The organism is Cerasibacillus terrae, from assembly GCF_008039555.1.
GTDB classification, from domain to species: domain Bacteria; phylum Bacillota; class Bacilli; order Bacillales; family Amphibacillaceae; genus Cerasibacillus; species Cerasibacillus terrae.
The window spans coordinates 28,742-48,811 of the sequence record NZ_VDUW01000009.1; the positions used below are offsets into that span (position 1 = coordinate 28,742).

15 protein-coding genes and 1 other annotated feature are annotated in these 20,070 nt (G+C 33.9%); of the genes, 14 read left to right on the forward strand and 1 reads right to left on the reverse strand.

The genetic code is table 11. The features are described from left to right. Positions 1–152: 152 nt before the first annotated feature. From citZ to thrS, 14 genes are all read left to right on the forward strand, one after another. A complete protein-coding gene (gene citZ, locus FHP05_RS11880; protein WP_147668518.1) occupies positions 153–1,271 on the forward strand; it encodes a citrate synthase in 1,119 nt (372 codons plus the stop codon). A gap of 130 nt (positions 1,272–1,401) precedes the next feature. Beyond that, positions 1,402–2,673 (forward strand): NADP-dependent isocitrate dehydrogenase, encoded by a 1,272-nt coding sequence (icd, locus tag FHP05_RS11885; RefSeq protein ID WP_147668520.1) that lies wholly within the window; start codon positions 1,402–1,404, stop codon positions 2,671–2,673. 24 nt (positions 2,674–2,697) lie between these two features. Beyond that, positions 2,698–3,636, forward strand: a complete 939-nt coding sequence (gene mdh / locus FHP05_RS11890; protein WP_147668522.1) for a malate dehydrogenase — start codon at positions 2,698–2,700, stop codon at positions 3,634–3,636. Between the two features lie 190 nt (positions 3,637–3,826). Then, positions 3,827–4,525 carry a response regulator transcription factor gene (locus FHP05_RS11895; protein WP_147668523.1) on the forward strand — a complete coding sequence of 233 codons (699 nt, stop codon included), beginning with the start codon at positions 3,827–3,829 and terminating at the stop codon, positions 4,523–4,525. Next, positions 4,522–5,898 carry a two-component system histidine kinase PnpS gene (gene pnpS, locus FHP05_RS11900; protein ID WP_147668525.1) on the forward strand — a complete coding sequence of 459 codons (1,377 nt, stop codon included), beginning with the start codon at positions 4,522–4,524 and terminating at the stop codon, positions 5,896–5,898. Before FHP05_RS11895 ends, pnpS begins: the two co-directional genes overlap by 4 nt. 189 nt (positions 5,899–6,087) lie before the next feature. Next, positions 6,088–8,715, forward strand: a complete 2,628-nt coding sequence (gene polA, locus FHP05_RS11905) for a DNA polymerase I (RefSeq protein ID WP_147668527.1) — start codon at positions 6,088–6,090, stop codon at positions 8,713–8,715. A 14-nt stretch (positions 8,716–8,729) separates the two neighbouring features. Continuing rightward, a complete protein-coding gene (gene mutM, locus FHP05_RS11910; RefSeq protein WP_147668529.1) occupies positions 8,730–9,581 on the forward strand; it encodes a DNA-formamidopyrimidine glycosylase in 852 nt (283 codons plus the stop codon). Between the two features lies 1 nt (position 9,582). Next, on the forward strand, positions 9,583–10,182 hold the full coding sequence (coaE, locus tag FHP05_RS11915; RefSeq protein ID WP_147668531.1) for a dephospho-CoA kinase: 600 nt from the start codon (positions 9,583–9,585) through the stop codon (positions 10,180–10,182). A gap of 176 nt (positions 10,183–10,358) precedes the next feature. After that, the gene (locus tag FHP05_RS11920) at positions 10,359–11,378 is read left to right on the forward strand and encodes a glyceraldehyde-3-phosphate dehydrogenase (protein ID WP_147668533.1); all 1,020 of its coding nucleotides are present in this window, start codon (positions 10,359–10,361) and stop codon (positions 11,376–11,378) included. Between the two features lie 416 nt (positions 11,379–11,794). After that, a complete protein-coding gene (gene nrdR / locus FHP05_RS11925; protein ID WP_147668535.1) occupies positions 11,795–12,268 on the forward strand; it encodes a transcriptional regulator NrdR in 474 nt (157 codons plus the stop codon). 26 nt (positions 12,269–12,294) lie between these two features. Then, positions 12,295–13,665 carry a replication initiation and membrane attachment family protein gene (locus FHP05_RS11930; protein ID WP_147668537.1) on the forward strand — a complete coding sequence of 457 codons (1,371 nt, stop codon included), beginning with the start codon at positions 12,295–12,297 and terminating at the stop codon, positions 13,663–13,665. Between the two features lie 20 nt (positions 13,666–13,685). Beyond that, positions 13,686–14,612, forward strand: coding sequence for a primosomal protein DnaI (gene dnaI / locus FHP05_RS11935; protein WP_147668538.1), 927 nt, complete (start codon positions 13,686–13,688; stop codon positions 14,610–14,612). 296 nt (positions 14,613–14,908) lie between these two features. Continuing rightward, on the forward strand, positions 14,909–15,742 hold the full coding sequence (gene ytxC / locus FHP05_RS11940) for a sporulation protein YtxC (protein WP_147668540.1): 834 nt from the start codon (positions 14,909–14,911) through the stop codon (positions 15,740–15,742). Between the two features lie 348 nt (positions 15,743–16,090). Next, entirely contained in the window at positions 16,091–18,037 is a 1,947-nt protein-coding gene (thrS, locus tag FHP05_RS11945; protein ID WP_147668542.1) for a threonine--tRNA ligase, read from the forward strand. Positions 18,038–18,139: 102 nt separating this feature from the next. Here thrS and FHP05_RS11950 read toward each other — a convergent pair whose 3' ends face one another. Continuing rightward, positions 18,140–19,570 carry a hypothetical protein gene (locus FHP05_RS11950; RefSeq protein WP_147668543.1) on the reverse strand — a complete coding sequence of 477 codons (1,431 nt, stop codon included), beginning with the start codon at positions 19,568–19,570 and terminating at the stop codon, positions 18,140–18,142. Between the two features lie 261 nt (positions 19,571–19,831). Next, positions 19,832–19,966, forward strand: a sequence feature (ribosomal protein L20 leader region). Positions 19,967–20,070: the final 104 nt, after the last annotated feature.

The following is a 20,070-nucleotide window of genomic DNA, read 5'->3' on the forward strand; positions in this document are numbered from 1 at the left end:
AAAATGAAAGAAATAATCGCTTTCAATTCACTTTATCCCCATTTTATTCTATAATGTGATGTGGGGGAGACGATATTATTATATTGTCTATAAATAAAGTGATTATCTGATATGAAGTAAAATAATCACATAAAAAGGAGAGGGATAGTATTATGACGGCAACAAAAGGTTTAGAAGGAATTGTAGCGGCCCAGTCATCTATTAGTTCTATTATGGATGATCAATTAACATACGTCGGTTACAATATTGATGATTTAGCAGAAAATGCAAGTTTTGAAGAAGTTGTATACTTATTGTGGAATAAAAGACTTCCAAATCAATCTGAATTAGATGCATTTAAAAATGAACTAGATGAAAATATGGCATTACCAGAAGGTGTAATAAACCATCTTCGTTCATATGATTTATCAAGTGTACATCCAATGGCAGCATTACGAAGCGCTATATCTGTCTTAGGACTTTACGATGAAGAAGCAGATATTATGGATGACGAAGCAAATACAAGAAAAGCAATCCGCTTACAAGCTAGAATTGCTTCTGTTGTAGCTGCATTCGCAAGAATTCGTAAAGGGCAAAATCCGGTTCAACCTAAAAAAGGTATTGGGTTTGCAGCTAACTTTTTATATATGTTAAATGGAAAAGATCCAGAACCAATTGAAGAAGAGGCATTTAATAAAGCGTTAGTACTTCATGCAGATCATGAATTGAATGCGTCTACATTTACCGCAAGAGTATGTGTTGCAACTTTATCTGACATGTATTCTGGTATTACAGCTGCAATTGGTGCATTAAAAGGACCACTACATGGTGGTGCAAATGAGCAAGTAATGAAAATGTTAAATGAAATTGGCGAAGAAGAAAACGCTATTCCATATATTAAAAAAGCCCTTGATAATAAAGAGAAAATCATGGGGATGGGTCATCGTGTTTATAAAACAGGCGACCCACGTGCTAAACACTTACAAAAAATGTCTAAACAATTAACAGACTTAGTTGGTGAACCAAAATGGTACAACATGTCTGTTAAAATCGAAGAATATATTAAAAAAGAAAAGGGACTCCCTGCTAATGTAGACTTCTACTCTGCATCGGTTTATCATTGCCTGGGCATTGATCACGATGTCTTTACACCTATATTTGCGGTAAGTCGTATATCTGGTTGGATTGCACATATTCTTGAACAATATGCAAACAACCGTTTAATCCGTCCACGTGCAGAATATGTTGGTCCTGAAAAGCAAGATTATATTCCAGTTGAAAAACGTGGGTAAATCCGTAAAGAATAGCCGGTATTTCGGCTATTCTTTATGCTGATGTTTTTTGCAATTTTAAAATCGAGCATGAATTATTAGAATATGCTAATATATAAGTTGGTAAAATTAATTACTAGGAGGATACATAATGACACAAGGCGAAAAAATTACTGTACAAAATGGAAAACTGAATGTTCCAGATCATCCTATTATCCCATTTATCGAAGGAGATGGAACAGGTCCAGATATCTGGGCAGCTGCAAGCAAAGTATTAGAGGCAGCAGTTGAAAAAGCATATGATGGAAAAAAAGGAATCGTATGGAAAGAAGTATATGCTGGTGAGAAAGCATTCAATAAAACTGGTGAGTGGCTTCCAGCTGAAACATTAGAACAAATCAATGAATACTTGATTGCAATTAAAGGACCATTAACAACACCAATTGGTGGTGGCTTTCGTTCTTTAAACGTTGCATTACGTCAAGAATTAGACTTATATAACTGCTTACGTCCAGTTCGTTACTATGATGGTGTTCCTTCACCTGTTAAAAATCCACAGGACGTAGACATGGTTATCTTCCGTGAAAACACTGAAGATATTTACGCTGGTATTGAGTGGAAAAAAGGAACTGACGATGTTAAAAAAGTAGTCGACTTTTTACAAAATGAAATGGGAGTTAAAAATATCCGCTTCCCAGAAACTTCTGGAATTGGTGTAAAACCGGTTTCTGAAGAAGGAACAAAACGTCTTGTTCGTTCTGCAATTCAATATGCTCTTGATGAAGGACGTAGAAATGTAACCCTTGTACATAAAGGGAACATTATGAAATTTACTGAAGGTGCTTTCAAAGATTGGGGTTATGAAGTAGCTGAAAAAGAATTCGGTGACAAAGTATTTACATGGGCTGAATATGACCGCATTGTTGAGAAAGATGGAAAAGATGCAGCAAATAAAGCACAAGACGAAGCAGAAGCAGCAGGTAAAATCATCGTAAAAGATGCTATTGCTGATATTTTCCTACAACAAATTTTAACACGACCAAAAGAATTCGATGTTGTTGCAACAATGAACCTAAATGGAGATTATATCTCTGATGCTCTTGCGGCGCAAGTAGGTGGAATTGGTATTGCACCAGGTGCGAACATTAACTATGACACTGGACATGCTATTTTTGAAGCAACACATGGTACAGCACCTAAATATGCTGGATTAGATAAAGTTAACCCATCTTCTGTTGTTCTTTCAGGAGTTCTTATGTTAGAACATTTAGGCTGGAGAGAAGCTGCTGAATTAATTAATAAAGCAATGGATAAAACAATTGCTTCAAAAGTTGTAACATATGACTTTGCGCGTTTAATGGAAGGTGCAACAGAAGTTAAATGTTCTGAGTTCGGTGATGAACTAATTAAAAACATGGACTAATCCAATGAAATAGGGGGGTTCATCGTGAGTATTAAACGAAGAAAGATTTCTGTTATCGGATCGGGTTTTACTGGATCAACAACAGCTCTAATGCTTGCCCAAAGAGAATTAGGAGATATTGTTCTCGTTGATATTCCAAATATGGAAGATCCAACAAAAGCAAGAGCATTAGACATGCTAGAAGCAAGTCCTGTTCAAGGATTTGATGCAAATATTGTTGGTACAGCTAACTATAAAGATACGAAGAATTCTGACCTTGTAATTGTTACAGCAGGTATAGCTCGTAAACCTGGAATGAGTCGTGATGATTTAGTAAATACAAATGCTAAAATCATGAAATCTGTTACACAAGAAATCGTGAAATATTCACCGAACTGCTATATTGTTGTTTTAACAAACCCAGTTGATGCAATGACATATACAGTATTCAAAGAATCGGGATTCCCTAAAGAACGTGTGATTGGCCAATCAGGTGTACTTGACACAGCACGTTTCCGTACATTTGTTGCCGAGGAATTAAATCTATCTGTAAAAGATGTAACAGGATTCGTTCTGGGTGGACATGGCGATGATATGGTACCGTTAATACGTTACTCCTATGCAGGTGGTATTCCTATAGAAACATTAATTTCTAAAGAACGTCTAGAATCAATCGTAGAACGTACTCGTAAAGGTGGCGGAGAAATCGTAAATCTTTTAGGAAATGGCAGTGCATACTATGCTCCAGCAGCTTCTCTAACGGTTATGGCAGAGGCAATTCTAAAAGATCAACGTCGTATATTACCAGCAATTGCATATTTAGAAGGTGAATATGGCTACTCCGACATTTACCTTGGTGTACCAACTATCTTAGGTGGAAATGGTATCGAAAAAATTATCGAATTAGACTTAACAGAAGAAGAAAAAACAGCTTTAGATAACTCAGCTAATTCTGTTAAAAAAGTCATGGAAATCTTACAATAAATTTTTAATGTATAAAAAGCTTCTTTCTGTACTTATACAGGAAGAAGCTTTTTTATATCATTATTTGTTAAGGTTTTGTAAAATTTCATCAACATAGGGAAGTTTTCATTCACTTTCACCTTAAAGACATGTAGTATAGGTATATACATGTTAAAATTTGGCATAATAAAAAGTTAAGGAGTTTGTTGCAGTGGATAAAAAAATACTTATTGTAGATGATGAACAATCAATTGTAACATTATTAACTTATAATTTGGAGAAATCAGGATTCCAAACAGAAGCAGCTTTTGACGGTTTGGAAGCTGTAGAAATGGTAAAAGAAAATGACTATGATTTGATTATTCTTGATTTGATGCTTCCGGGAATGGATGGTATGGAAGTATGTAAACAATTAAGACAAGAAAAAATAGAAATACCTATTTTAATGTTAACAGCAAAAGACGATGAAATTGATAAAATATTAGGTTTAGAATTAGGGGCAGATGATTATTTAACAAAACCATTTAGCCCAAAAGAAGTAGTTGCAAGGATTAAGGCTATTTTACGCCGAACGAATCGACAAACAGATCATCAATCTTTTTCTAAGTTGAAAATTGGCAAATTGATGATTTATCCAGAACGATATGAAGTACAGAAAAACAACCAATTAATGAGTTTCACTCGAAAGGAATTTGAGTTGTTATATTATTTAGCAATGAACTTGGGTAAAGTACTGTCAAGGGATCAATTATTAAGTGCAGTTTGGAATTATGATTTTGTAGGAGATACTCGAATCGTAGATGTTCATATTAGCCATTTAAGGGACAAAATCGAAGCAGACAAAAGAAAACCGGAATATATAAAAACGGTAAGAGGAATTGGATATAAACTAGAGGAGCCGTTAAAATGAAAAGATCATTTTCAAGTTTGAAAAAAGGATATATCATAAGCATCTTTTTGCTTGTTGCTCTTACTGGTGTTATTTTAAGCTTTATTGTGGACGATTATGTTGCACTTATTTCCATCTTAGCAATCGAATATATTGTTCTTCTTATCATTTTCTTAAATATATATCATAAATATATTAAACCAATTCAAGTTGCTTCTAATACGGTTAATGAACTTTTGAAAGAAAATTATCGTGCTCGTATTCACCATCCATTCAATGGAAGTATTGGTACTTTAAGCCGACAAATTAATGAGTTGGCTCGAAATTTAAGTGAACTTTCTATTAATGAACAGATACAATCAGATCAATTATTAACCGTGATTGATAATACAAATAGTGGGCTTGCTTTAATCGGTGAAAAAGGATACATCCATTTAGTAAACCGAAAATTTCTGTCCATGTTTGGTGGAAATCAACATGATTATGTAGGATATTTATATTATGATGTGTTAAAACAGACAGAAATCCATCGTACAGTACAGAATGCCTTTTTATATGAAGAAAATGCAAAAGGATCTATTGTATTAAATGAACATCCACGAAACATGTATATAGAAGTAGTTGGAGCTCCAATATTTACAGATCGGAAATTATTAAAGGGGGCAGTCCTTGTATTTTATGATATAACAGAATTTAAAAATGTGGAAACGATGCGAAAAGATTTTGTCGCAAATGTTTCTCATGAATTAAAAACTCCGATTACATCCATTACCGGGTTTGCTGAAACTTTAATTGATGAAGATTTAAGTAACCCAGAAATCAATCGACAGTTTATCGAAATTATTTATGATGAGAGTAAACGGCTGCAGGTTTTAGTAGATGATTTACTAACATTGTCGAAGTTAGAAAAAGAAGAACATCGACTAACACTAACAGATATGCAGTTGTCTAAAGTTGTTACAGAAGTACTACCGGGATTTACACAGAAAGTAACAGAAAAACAAATAGAAATTGTCGCTTCTATTGATGATTCCATTTGCTTAAGAGCTGATCGTGATAAAATAAAACAAATTTTAATCAACTTGCTTGCCAATGCAATTAATTATACTCCACAATATGGAAAAGTGCGTATTATAGCTATTGAAAAGGAAGACATGGTACAAATTAAAATTAGTGATACAGGAATCGGTATACCAGAAGATGTAGCACACCGTATCTTTGAACGGTTTTATCGCGTGGATAAAGCAAGGAGTAGGGATACAGGTGGGACTGGTTTAGGGTTAGCCATAGTAAAACATATTACAGAACTCCATGGTGGAAATGTTTCGGTAGAGAGTAAACTAAATGAGGGGTCTACTTTCACTGTGAGTTTACCTAAAAACAACAAATTATGAAAAATGCTTCTTTATGGAAGTGTTTTTTTATTTTTTCTGATTGTATCCTTAATTCCATGAATCTGAAACAGTTAACATCTTTCTTTTATCTTGATAGTAGACCTTTTATAGTTCATGTAGTAAGCTTTTCCCCTTTCAGTAAAACCATGGTAAACTAGAAAAGGAAGCAATTAACGAGGAGGAAATGAAATGAAGAAGAAACTCGTTTTAGTTGATGGTAACAGTATTATATATCGAGCTTTTTTTGCTCTGCCATTATTAAATAACGATAAAGGCATTTATACAAATGCCGTTTATGGGTTTACAACGATGTTATTACAAATTTTAGAAGAGCAAAAACCAACACATATGCTAGTTGCTTTTGATGCTGGTAAAACAACATTTCGTCATAAAACATATAAAGAATATAAAGGTGGTCGACAAAAAACTCCACCAGAATTGTCTGAGCAGTTTCCACTTGTAAGGGAATTATTAGACGCATTTCAAATTCAACATTATGAATTAAATCAATATGAAGCAGATGATATTATTGGTACCCTTGCTACTCAAGCAAAAGATAAAAAATGGGACGTGACCATTTTTACGGGGGATAAAGATATGCTTCAGCTTGTGTCTGATGACGTGACAATGGCAATGACGCGAAAAGGAATAAGTAAAATTGAAACATATACCCCAGCATATATGAAGGAGAAAATGGATTTAACACCTGATCAAATTATTGATTTAAAGGCATTAATGGGTGATAACTCAGATAATATCCCAGGTGTCCCAGGTGTTGGAGAAAAAACAGCTACAAAATTATTAAAACAATACAAAACATTAGAGGACATTTATGAAAATCTTCATGAAGTACGTGGAAAAAAGCTGAAGGAAAACTTAACCACTTATCAAGATGATGCTTTTATGAGTAAAGAGTTAGTAACCATTAACTGTCATTCCCCAATTGAAGTAGGAATCGATGATCTTACATATGAAGGCTATGATTCCAATCAGATTATTGGTTTTTTTAAAGAACTAGGATTCCAGTCTTTATTGGAACGCATGGGTGAAGAGATAGAGACGGACATCGAACTGGATAAGGTAGAATTTACAATGGTAGATGAAATAACTTCGGACATGTTTTCTGGAAAGGAAGCATTATTTTTAGAAATGTTAGAAGATAATTATCATAAAGAACCAATCATTGGAATTGGTATTGTGAATAAAGGACAAGCATATTTCGTTTCACCAGAAGATGCATTTGCCTCACAGGCATTTCGTGAATGGATAGAAGATGAAACAAAGAAAAAGATTGTTTTTGATGCGAAAAAAACAGCTGTTGCTTTAAAAAAAGAAGGGCTTCAGTTAAAAGGTACTTCTTTTGACATGTTTCTTGCATCGTATTTGCTTAATCCAGCTGAAAATCATGAAAACATTCCAGAGGTCGCTCATGAAATGAATATGAAACAAGTAAAATATGATGAAGAGATTTATGGAAAAGGAAAGAGCAAGAGAATACCTGAAAAGGAAATCTTCAGTGAGCATATTATCCGGAAAACGAAACTGTTATTTGAATTACATGATGATATGACTGAAAAACTAAAACAAAATGAACAATATCAATTACTCAAGGAATTAGAGATGCCTTTAGCATTTATTTTAGCTAATATGGAATATACGGGTGTTCAAGTTGATACAAATCGATTAGAAAAAATGGGAAAAGAATTGAAACAACGGTTAGATGAAATTGAACAAGATGTCATTACATTAGCTGGTGAACCATTTAATCTAAATTCCCCTAAACAACTTGGTGTGATATTATTTGAAAAACTTGAGCTACCTGTCATTAAAAAAACAAAAACCGGTTATTCCACAGCAGCAGACGTATTAGATAAACTATATGACAAACATGAAATAATACCAAAAATACTACTGTATCGTCAATTAGGAAAACTACACTCTACTTATATAGAAGGATTATTAAAAGTAATTCATTTGGAAACAGAAAAAATTCATACTCGTTTTAATCAGGCATTAACACAAACAGGAAGATTAAGTTCTACGGAGCCCAATCTACAAAACATTCCAATTCGTTTAGAAGAAGGAAGAAAAATCCGTCAAGCATTTGTTCCATCAGAACAAGAATGGGTAATCTTCTCTGCAGACTACTCTCAAATTGAGCTTAGAGTACTAGCACACATTGCTGAGGATGAAAAATTAATCCATGCATTCCAAGAGAATATGGATATTCATACGCAAACAGCAATGGATGTATTCCATGTTGAAAAAGAAGATGTAACAGCCAATATGCGACGTCAAGCAAAAGCAGTTAATTTTGGTATCGTGTACGGCATTAGTGATTATGGGTTATCACAAAACTTGGGAATCACCAGAAAGGAAGCCAAAAAATTTATTGATGTCTATTTTAAAAGTTATCCAGGTGTTAAACAATATATGGATGATATTGTGCAAGAAGCCAAACAAAATGGCTATGTGACAACAATTATGAACCGTAGAAGATATTTGCCAGAAATAACAAGCCGTAATTTTAATCGAAGAAGTTTTGCAGAAAGAACAGCAATGAACACTCCAATTCAAGGGAGTGCAGCAGATATTATTAAAAAGGCAATGATTGATTTAAATGAACATTTAAAGAAAAATCAAATGGAATCACGTATTTTATTACAAGTTCATGATGAATTAATCTTAGAAGCACCAAAACATGAGCTTGATGCATTAATTAAAGGTGTGACAACTTGTATGGAAAATGCTGTTCCATTAAACGTTCCATTAAAAGTTGATTATGCTTATGGAAAAAGTTGGTTTGATGTACAGTAAGGGGAAGGGAAAACATGCCAGAACTACCGGAAGTTGAGACAATAAAGAACACATTGAAACGATTTGTTGTGGGAAAGACAATCAAAGAGGTTACTGTTCACTGGCCAAATATTATTAAGGTGCCAGATGATATACAACAATTTAAAACCCTTTTAAATGGCGAAACCATTCATGATATTCATCGAAAAGGAAAGTTTCTGCTTTTCGAATTAGATGAATATATCCTAGTCTCTCATTTACGAATGGAAGGTAAATATAATGTATATGATTGTGCGAAACCAGTTAAGAAACATACACATGTTATTTTTACATTCACAAATAATGAGGAATTACGCTATAATGATGTACGTAAATTTGGAACGATGCATCTCATACCGAAAGGCAAAGAACTTGAACAAAAACCTCTGAATCAACTAGGGCCTGATCCCTTTGAAGCTGCTTTTACATTGGATTACTTTTATGAAAAACTGCAAAAAACAACTCGAGTCATAAAAGCCGTTTTATTGGATCAAACCGTACTAGCAGGACTAGGGAATATTTATGTTGATGAAACATTGTTTAAAGCGAAAGTTCACCCATTAAAACAAGCGAATAAACTAACAAAGAAAGAGGCGGAAGCAATCCGTAAAGAAGCGATTAGTATTTTACGTGAGGCTGTTCATTTAGGCGGAACAACAATTCGCTCCTATGTTAATAGTCAAGGTGACATGGGAATGTTTCAGCAGGAATTATATGTCTATGGACAGGAAAATAAACCATGTAAAATTTGCGGAACAGAAATAGAAAAAATGAAAGTTAGTGGCCGTGGCACACATATTTGCCCAAATTGCCAGTGTGAAAATAGAGTTAATGAAAAGGAAGATTAATATGACATTTGCAATTGGACTAACAGGAAGTATTGCTAGTGGAAAGAGTACTGTTTCCTTAATGTTTGATGACTTAAACATTCCTGTTATTGATGCGGATAAAATTGCTAGAGAAGTTGTTCTACCAGGGGAGAAAGCGTATCAAGATATTGTACAAGCTTTTGGAAAAGAAATTTTACGAAAAGACCGAACACTAGACCGAAAGAAATTAGGTGAAATCGTTTTTACGAGTGAGGAAAAACGAACAAAGCTAAATAATTTGATCCATCCAGCTATTCGTAAGCGAATGATAGAAAAACGAGACGGCTATATCGAAGCGAAGGAAAAAGCCGTTGTTCTTGATATTCCACTTTTATTCGAAAATAAATTAACCAGCTTCGTTGATAAAACAATTGTTGTCTATGTTGATGAAGAAGTTCAATTAAATCGTTTGATGGCTCGTGATCAATATACAGAAGAGGAAGCGAAAAATAGAATCAATTCACAGCTTTCCTTGAATGAAAAAGTGAAAATGGCAGATGCAGTGATTGATAATAATGGTACAAAACGTGAAAGCTTTCAACAATTAGAGAAAATACTTCGAGATTGGAACATCTTATAATTAAAAGGAGAAGAAGCAGAAAAAACTCGCTTCTTCTCCTTCTTTTTTGAAAACTTTTCTACAATCTTATAAAGAAAATGTTTTTTTACATAAATAATCACATTTTTAGGTTTAATATGTTATACTATTAATGGTTTTCATAAAAAAAGTATGGCATATACAGGAGGAATACACAAATGAATAAAATCCGTATTGCGATAAATGGCTTTGGGCGAATTGGACGTATGGTTTTTCGTCAAGCAATGCAAGATGAACAATTAGAAGTTGTAGCAGTAAATGCTAGCTATCCTACAGAAACTTTAGCACACTTAATTAAATATGATAGTGTTCATGGTGCTTATGATGGTGATGTAAAAGTAGTAGGAGAAGAGCTTGAAATAGATGGGCACAAAATTGCACACGTTAACTCAAGAGACCCAGAACAATTACCATGGGAAGCATACAAAATCGATGTTGTCGTTGAAGCAACAGGTGCATTTAAAACAAAAGAGACAGCCGGTCTTCATATAAATGCAGGTGCAAAAAAAGTAGTTATTACAGCTCCAGGCAAAGATGTTGATAAAACAATTGTAATGGGTGTAAATCATGATGAATATGAAGAAACAGATACAGTTGTTTCGAATGCATCATGTACAACAAACTGCTTGGCACCAGTTGTAAAGGTATTGGATGAACAGTTTAAAATTGTAAACGGTTTGATGACAACTGTTCATGCATTTACAAATGATCAAAAGAATTTAGACAATCCACATAAAGACCTACGCCGTGCTAGAGGATGTACACAATCCATTATCCCAACATCAACAGGTGCTGCAAAAGCATTAGGTGAGGTATTACCACATTTAAATGGAAAATTACATGGTATGGCTTTACGTGTACCAACACCAAATGTGTCCTTAGTTGATTTAGTGATTGATGTTGAAGAATCGGTTACAGTGGATGAAGTGAATGAAGCGTTTAAACAAGCAGCAACAGGTGATTTAGAAGGAATCATCGAATATAGTGAGGAACCACTAGTATCTATTGATTACACAACAACAGAAGCTTCCGCTACAATTGATGCCTTATCAACGATGGTAATGGACGATCATAAAGTAAAAGTATTAGCATGGTATGACAATGAATGGGGCTACTCTAAACGTGTTGTTGATTTGACAAAATATGTTGGAAAATCACTGTTTGTAAAAAATAAATAAAGATAAACGAAAGGGTTATCCATGTTCTTACATGGACAACCTTTTTTTTTATGGGAGAATTTTTGATCATACTATATGGTATCTTTCTATGCGTAATCTGCTAAACTACAATAAATTACCTACTATTTAAAATACCCGTAATCTATTAATTACTTGGTGAATGTGACGAAATTATGTTTCAAATAATAAACACTTGTGTTATATTGCTTATGATTTTTTTGTTCCTTTATAGAATATAAAAAACATGCTAAAATAGATAGAGTATATAATTTCTTGTATAGAATCAACGTGATGGTAGTTAAAGATAAAAGTTGCTATTTTATAATATAAAAAAATAGAATAATTTTCATGCGATGCCTTGATGTTTGTATTTATGTAAATATTAATTAAAGACTATATATTTAGGAGCGAACAAAATGAGATGTCCAACCTGTCAAAATAAAAATTCCAAAGTCCTAGACTCACGTCCGATTGAAGAAGGACGCTCTATTCGTAGAAGACGTGAATGTGAGTCATGTGGATTTCGTTTCACAACATTTGAACGTACTGAAAAAGTACCACTAATGGTTGTTAAAAAAGATGGAGTACGCCAAGAGTTTAATCGAGAAAAATTAACTCGTGGAATTATAAAATCTTGTGAAAAACGGCCTGTATCAGCTGATACAATCGATGAAATGGTCCATCAAATTGAAAAACAACTTCACAATAAAAATGTTGCAGAAGTGGATAGTAATGAAATTGGAGAAAAAGTAATGGAGCAACTTGCTCAAGTTGATGAGGTGGCATATGTTCGTTTTGCTTCTGTTTATCGACAATTTAAGGATATTACCGTATTTATGAATGAATTAAAAGATTTAATTGAAGCGGATAAGAAATCAAAACATGAATAGAACCACGTTAAAGAAAGGGTTATAAAATGAACTTCATTGGAAAAATCTTGCCAAATGACGGTTTTTTTGTTCAATTTAGAGGTGAGTTACCTGTAGACTACGCCATTTCATTAACCCATTTGTATCAACCACTAATTGGAATACAAGCTGTAATGTTATACCAAACATTGCTACATGAATACCAATTACAATCCAGTTTCATTGCCAGGACACATCACGTATTAATGAATTATTTACTTATACCTCTAGATGAAATATATAAAGCTCGTCTAAAACTAGAGGGGATTGGATTATTAAACACGTATGAAGTAGAAAACAAAAATCATTCCGGATATATGTATGAGTTACAAAGTCCTTTTGCACCAAATACATTTTTTCAAGATGCTATGTTGTCACAATTATTATATCACCATCTTGGTCAACACCGATTTGATCAATTAAAAAACACGCTTATTAGGAAATCACATTCAAAAGATAAAAGAAACATCACTGCTACATTTCATGAGGTATTTGAGACATTTCAACCGACATCAGAAACGGTAAAACACGTACCAGAATTGCAAGGAGAAAGTATGGGTCCACAAATTGAAATGATGGATTTCACCTGGATGTCAACCATGTTAAAACAACGGATGATTCCATCTAAAAAAGTATTAACAAAAGAAAACAAACGCATCATATCACAGATGCAAATTCTTTATCAGTTAGCAAATTATGAAGTGGAAAGTTGTGTTTTATGGGCATTGAATGAAGAGAATGAATTTGATGTAGAAGAATTTAAACAAGCCTGTCATGATAAATACTCAATAAATGGTAAAAATGTTCCTATTAAACTATCAGTTAAGGATGAACCATCTAAACAAGAGGAATCACAAACAAAACCGAAAACGAAAGAAGAAAGACTGATTCATACATTAGAAATGGTATCTCCGCAACAACTATTAGCTAACTTATCTAGTGGGAATCAAGCTTCAGCTCAAGACCTTAAAGCAGTTCGGGATGTCATGTTATCGCAAGGGTTAACCCCTCCAGTAATGAATGTTTTGATACATTATGTTTTATTACAATCAAATATGGGCTTATCAAAGGCATATATGGAGAAAATTGCGAGCCATTGGTCACGAGCTAATTTAAAGACGGCTAAACAAGCTATGGAATTCGCTAAAAAACAGCAAAAGCAATTTGAAGCCAATAAGACAAAGCAGCAATATCGTACACCTTACTATAGACAACAAAAACAGACAGAAGTTATTCCAGATTGGTTTAAAGAGCGTAAAACAAAACAAAAAGAAAAGCAAAAAGAATCTTTACCAAATCAGCAGAAAATTGATGTTCAAAAAGAGAAAGAAAGAATGGCAGCATTTATTAAAGAGCATGCTACAAACCAAAAAAAATAATGTAAAGGAGGTCTGAGTTTATGGAACCAGTACAATTTGCTTTAAAAAAATGGATGCACACCAATAAAAACTTCAAAGAATATTATATTAAGATAAGTCGAGAAGTATTAAATGACCCGGGAATAAAACAGTTTTTATCATTGCATCCAGAACTAACGAAAAAAGATATTACAAGAAATATGATGAAACTATATGAATACAAAAGTCAATCCAAGCAATGTGCAGCATGTGAATCTTTACCGACATGCTGTAATATGCTTAAAGGATACACGCCGGTGCTACGCGTGGAAGGAAATGATATTCATATTTCCTATGAAAAATGTCAACTACATCTTCAAGATGAACAAGAGCGAAGGCAAACAAAATTGATTAAAAGCTTATACATGCCAAAGGATATACTAGAAGCATCCATTGATGAAATTGACAGTGATTCAGAACGTGGTCAAGCGGTAATGGAATTACACCAGTTCATTAGACAAGCAAAAGATGGAATTCCAGAAAAGGGAATCTTTTTTCATGGTCCGTTTGGTGTAGGAAAAACATATTTTCTTGGTGCATTAGCAAATTCATTGAAGAATTTTAATATTTCTTCTATGTTAATTTATATGCCGGAATTAGTCCGTGAAATGCGTTCATCCTTAAAAGATGATTCTGTAAATAAAAAGATAGATTATTTTAAAAAAGCAGATGTATTGATGCTTGATGATATTGGAGCAGAAATGCAGTCACCTTGGTTTCGTGATGAGATTCTTGGATCAATTTTACAATTTCGCATGATGGAGAAATTACCTGTCTTTTTCACATCCAATTATAGTTTATCACAACTAGAAACGATGCTAGCAACGACGAAAAATGGAGTAGAACAAGTCAAGGCAGGCCGAATTATTGAACGAATTAAACAAGTTAGTAAAGAAGTACCTGTTTATGGAAGAAATCGTCGTGAATAATGAATCTTCAATCAATGTAATAAGCAATATTAGAAATAAAGACCGTTGTGTTAGCAACGGCCTTTTAGCTTTTCGTATCGGTCCCTTCGTTGCTCACTGTCACAGTTGAATAACACATTCCTCATCTCACTCCACTCCAGATACAATTGCAACAGAAAACATCCCTCTGTAAGATAGAAACAAATATTTGTTCATCTTTTCTATAAAAGAGTATCATTAGTTTTTAGATTTATACATTTTTTCTCTTGCATGTCCATATAATGTAACAGTTTGGATTAGTGTGAGGGTGATGTCCTTTGTTTGAAGTTTATTTTCAGTCTACTAAAGAAGTAACTTATTTTTGTGAGTCTTTATTTCAAATAACAAATGAAATTAATGTGCATTGGGAAACAAGTAAAGATTGGGGGAATCGATTACAATTAAATAATTCTAGTAAACAACTGGCCATTAGTATTTCAAAAGCAATGGTTGAGGTATTTATGAATTTTCATCTTACGGAAGTCGTAAGAAAGCTCATCAAAGATAAATATTATTATACGGATCAGGAAGAAATAAATCGGATTTTAAATTTGACTGAAGAAATGTTATTAGAAGAACATCATGATTTTAATATCTTAGATAAGGAATACCCGAAAGATATGTTACAGACCTTGTTTTATACAAATATTCGTCAAACTCCATCCATCCACTTTGATTCGATTATACAATTTCGCTTATCTGCTTTTAGAGATAAATTAATACAGTGGATTGGGTTAGCTATTGATGACTTTAAACGTGAAGAAGACCATCAAGCATTTATACATATGCTTCGGGAATATATTTCAAATAAACAAGCTAGTCATGATCTCATCCATGTTCTACAAGGAGATTCATTTACCTTTTATAAAACAGATGGGAGTCACTTAACAGAAAAAAAATTAAAACAATTAATGCATAAAGAACCATTGTATATCGTTGGTTTAGATGGAAATGAAATGAATTTAGCACCGTTAATTGCAATTGCACCAAATACAATAAAAATATATGGTGATGATCCATCAGAACCAAAAACACAAACCATTATTAATGTTTTTCAGGAAAAAGTGAAGTTCTTGCCGGTATCTGATTTTCCATTTTCTTTACAAAGATAGTTGCATTCTTAATGAATTATTGGTATAATATTAGATAAAATTTCAATCATATTATTATCGGTTACGACAAGGACATGATTGTTTGTCAAATAACTGTTAAAGAGATAGAAGTCACTGGCTGAAAGCTTCTACGGTTATCAAACAATTACCACCTTTGAACTCTGCATTGGAAATAAGTACATTGCAGCGTCTGATCCACGTTACGGAAAATGAAGTCGTTAATGAAATGTTATTCATTACGTAAATTAGGGTGGAACCACGATATCAACACTCGTCCCTTTGTGTCAAACAAAGAGATGAGTGTTTTTTTATTTTTAATGGATAAACATAAATGAAGGAGTGTTAGAAATGGATGAAATTAATATTCAATTCCCAGATGGTGCAACAAAAGTTTTTCCAAAAGGAACAACAGGTGAGGATATTGCAAAAAGTATTTCTTCTGGTTTAAAAAAGCAAGCATTAGCAGTCAAACTAGATGGAAAATTACTTGATTTAAAACGAGAACTTCCCGCTAGTGGTGCGATTGAAATAATCACGTATAAAGATGATGAAGGTATTGATATCATGCGCCACTCCACAGCCCATTTAATGGCCCAAGCTATCAAGCGACTATATAAAGAGGTGAACTTTGGTGTAGGCCCAGTTATTGAAGAAGGATTTTATTATGATATGGATATGGAGGTCTCGTTAACACCAGAAGACCTACCAAAAATTGAAAAAGAAATGCAACGAATTATTGATCAAAACATTGAAATTGAACGGATTGAAGTTACCCGAGAAGAAGCAATTCAAATGTTTACAGATATAAATGATCCATTGAAAATAGAACTCATTCATGATATTCCTGAAGATGAACAAGTGACCATTTATAAGCAAGATGACTTTTTTGATTTATGTCGTGGAGTTCATGTTCCCTCCACAGGTAAAATTAAGGCTTTTAAATTGTTAAGTATTTCTGGTGCATATTGGCGTGGAGACAGTAAAAATAAACAATTACAGCGAATCTATGGAACTGTTTTTGAAAAGAAGAAAGAATTAGAAAAATATCTTCATATTTTGGAGGAAAGAAAAGAACGTGATCATCGTAAATTAGGAAAAGAATTAGGCATCTTTACCATTTCACAAAAGGTCGGACAAGGACTACCTCTATGGCTACCAAAAGGGGCAACAATTAGACGTATCATTGAACGCTATATTGTAGATATAGAAGAAAAATTAGGATATGACCATGTATACACACCTGTTCTCGGTAGTGTAGAATTATATAAAACAAGTGGTCACTTAGATCACTATAATGAAGATATGTTCCCTAGAATGGAAATGGATAATGAAGATTTAGTATTACGTCCGATGAACTGTCCACACCATATGATGGTTTATAAAAACCAATTATATAGTTACCGCCATTTACCAGTTCGTATTGCAGAGTTAGGAACCATGCATCGTTATGAAATGTCAGGTGCGCTAGCTGGATTACAACGTGTACGGGGGATGACTTTAAATGATGCTCATATTTTTGTTCGTCCAGATCAGATGAAGGAAGAATTCATTCGTGTTGTGGAATTAATCGAGCATGTGTATAAAGACTTTGGAATTGAAGATTATTACTTCCGTTTGTCATATCGTGACCCAGAGGATAAAGAGAAATATATCGATAATGATGAAATGTGGGAAAAGGCACAAGCTGTACTAAAAGAAACAATGGAAGAAATGAATTTAGAATACGTTGAAGCTGAAGGGGAAGCAGCTTTTTATGGACCTAAATTAGATGTACAAGTAAAAACAGCACTTGGAAAAGACGAAACATTATCAACTGTTCAGTTAGACTATCAAGTAGCTGAAAAATTCGATTTATCCTATATTGGTGAAGATGGAAAGCAACATCGCCCAGTTGTTATTCACCGCGGGGTTGTTTCTACAATGGAACGTTTTGTAGCCTTCCTATTGGAAGAATATAAAGGAGCTTTTCCTGCGTGGCTTTCACCTGTGCAAGTTAAAGTAATCCCTGTTTCTTTAAAAGCTCACCTCGACTATGCAAATGATGTAGCTGATCGTTTACGAATGCAAGGAAGACGTGTGGAAGTGGATGTACGTGATGAGAAAATTGGTTATAAAATTCGTGAAGCACAAACTGAAAAAGTTCCATTCACACTCGTTGTAGGTGATAAAGAAATAGAAGATAATGCAGTGAATGCAAGACGATATGGAGAGAAAAACTCTGAAACAATGAGTTATGACGCATTTGAACAATTATTAAAAGATGAAGTAGAACAAAAAGTATTACGGGGGAAATAATTTGATCCGTGAGATGAATTACAATTTGCTGTAATATATGTTAAGTCCTGGTAATTAGAATTTCTGTCCTAATTACCAGGACTTTTATTTAATATGCAAGTCTTAGAATAACCACAAACCGACTAACGTAGATACGATTAACCCAATAATGACCGGAAGGAGTGTTTTTCGAACAAGTTTCATAACAGGAACTTTTGCAAATCCAGCAACAGCGACAAGGGATGACCAGGCGATTAATGTACCACCACCAACCCAAATGGATCCCATTTGTCCGATTGCAGCTAATGTCTCCACATCTATCCCTACATTCCCACCTAACGCCCCGGATAAAGATCCAACTAAAGGTAGACCTGAAAAACCAGAACCATCTAATCCAGTAATTGCTCCGATTAATAGGATTCCCATGCCAGCAACAAAGCTGCTTTCAGGGATATATTGTTGCCCTGAAACAACTAAATCGAAAAGAAAAGAAGGTGTTTCTTCTGGATTTGTACCAATGATTTTACTAAATAATTCATTACTTCCCATAAAGAAGAAACCAGCGATAGGTATCACAGGTCCCATAGCTTTAAAAGCAAATAAAAATCCTTTTATAAGATTGTCGCTAACATGATTGAAGGAAGAACGGAAATTTCTAAACATAGATACTGCAACAAGGAGAATAGCTGAAACTCCACCAATCAAAGCAGCACCCGTACTGCCATCTACAGAAGAAAACATATCGGAAAACTTAGCAAGAAACATATAGATAATGATGATAAGAAATGTAATAGGAACGAGTATAGCAAAGAGAGTCCCATATTTGTTTTTAGATGGGGTTTCTACCACTGAATCGTCATTTAAATTTTCAGGTGGTTGATCTGTTTCTTCCCATTTAGTAAGATGCGACTCGGAAGGTGATGAAATAGACTTTCTTAGTGATAGATAAGCAATTATAATGGCGACAACTCCAGTAATAATAGATAGTCCCAATGCTCGAGTAGCGAGGATATCGACATCTGCTCCAGCTGCTGTTGCTGTTAAAGTAGGGGCAATTTGAATAATGTAATCAGAGGATAAAGCCATACCTTGACCAGCAAGTGAAATAGCGATTGCCGACCCAATCGGTGGAAGTCCAGAACGAACAGCGACAGGAATAAGTAAAGCACCAACGAGTGGTACAGCAGGTGTTGGCCAGAAAAACAGAGAAATGATATATGTTACGAAAATAATTACCCAAAAAGAAACATGCCCATTTTTCATGAGTCCTTGAAATGGTGTTATCATTTTTTTATCTGAACCTATCGATTTTAAAGCGTGTAATAAAGCGGTCATGATAGCAATAATTAAGAAAATGTTGAATAACTCACCGGCTGCAATAAGACTGGCGTTGAATATGGTTTGTAAGCCATCTATTATAGAGCCAGAGTAAATCCAACCAACGACAAATGTTACAATAATGGAGGGGACAACAATATTTTGCTTAAATAGCATCGTTAAAATGATGATACATGTTCCAATTAGATACATCCAATGTGCTGCTGTTAATTCCATTACACATGGTACCTCCTAAATAAAAACATATTGTGTCATAGTGTATGCGTCCAATTGGATATCAGTGAGAATATGATTTGAGTTACGTTTTGATGAAATATTTCATTCATACCTGCATCTAAACATCTGTTTTGTTATTTTAACTCAGGTTAACTTGTTGTGTGGTTCTACTGATTGAAAGTATTACTTTGTTTAATAATCACCTTGACTAATCATTTTTTATATGGTATATTTTATTAGTTAATAAAAATAAATATGATCTAAGACAAGTAGAAGCACCCGCTTCTCACCTGTTCAACGCGCACAAGCTGTTGGCTGGTTATTCTCTATTTCTATAATGAATGTAATGTTTGGAGAAGTGTGGGTGTATCTATGTGCCTACACTTTTTTATTTTTGATTGCAGAGGCGAGGAGAATGATAAAGCTTCATTCCCTAGTAAATGAAATGAGATTTTTAGACCTTTACTTGTCAAACAGATCAGTTTTTTAAAATCTCAATG

What these genes read in the sequence shown, in the direction of transcription:
- citZ (WP_147668518.1), top strand. Translation starts at nt 153, where the DNA reads ATGACGGCAACAAAAGGTTTAGAAGGAATTGTAGCGGCCCAGTCATCT.
- icd (WP_147668520.1), top strand. Translation starts at nt 1,402, where the DNA reads ATGACACAAGGCGAAAAAATTACTGTACAAAATGGAAAACTGAATGTT.
- pnpS (WP_147668525.1), top strand. Translation starts at nt 4,522, where the DNA reads ATGAAAAGATCATTTTCAAGTTTGAAAAAAGGATATATCATAAGCATC.
- polA (WP_147668527.1), top strand. Translation starts at nt 6,088, where the DNA reads ATGAAGAAGAAACTCGTTTTAGTTGATGGTAACAGTATTATATATCGA.
- mutM (WP_147668529.1), top strand. Translation starts at nt 8,730, where the DNA reads ATGCCAGAACTACCGGAAGTTGAGACAATAAAGAACACATTGAAACGA.
- coaE (WP_147668531.1), top strand. Translation starts at nt 9,583, where the DNA reads ATGACATTTGCAATTGGACTAACAGGAAGTATTGCTAGTGGAAAGAGT.
- FHP05_RS11920 (WP_147668533.1), top strand. Translation starts at nt 10,359, where the DNA reads ATGAATAAAATCCGTATTGCGATAAATGGCTTTGGGCGAATTGGACGT.
- nrdR (WP_147668535.1), top strand. Translation starts at nt 11,795, where the DNA reads ATGAGATGTCCAACCTGTCAAAATAAAAATTCCAAAGTCCTAGACTCA.
- FHP05_RS11930 (WP_147668537.1), top strand. Translation starts at nt 12,295, where the DNA reads ATGAACTTCATTGGAAAAATCTTGCCAAATGACGGTTTTTTTGTTCAA.
- dnaI (WP_147668538.1), top strand. Translation starts at nt 13,686, where the DNA reads ATGGAACCAGTACAATTTGCTTTAAAAAAATGGATGCACACCAATAAA.
- thrS (WP_147668542.1), top strand. Translation starts at nt 16,091, where the DNA reads ATGGATGAAATTAATATTCAATTCCCAGATGGTGCAACAAAAGTTTTT.
- FHP05_RS11950 (WP_147668543.1), bottom strand. Translation starts at nt 19,570, where the DNA reads ATGGAATTAACAGCAGCACATTGGATGTATCTAATTGGAACATGTATC.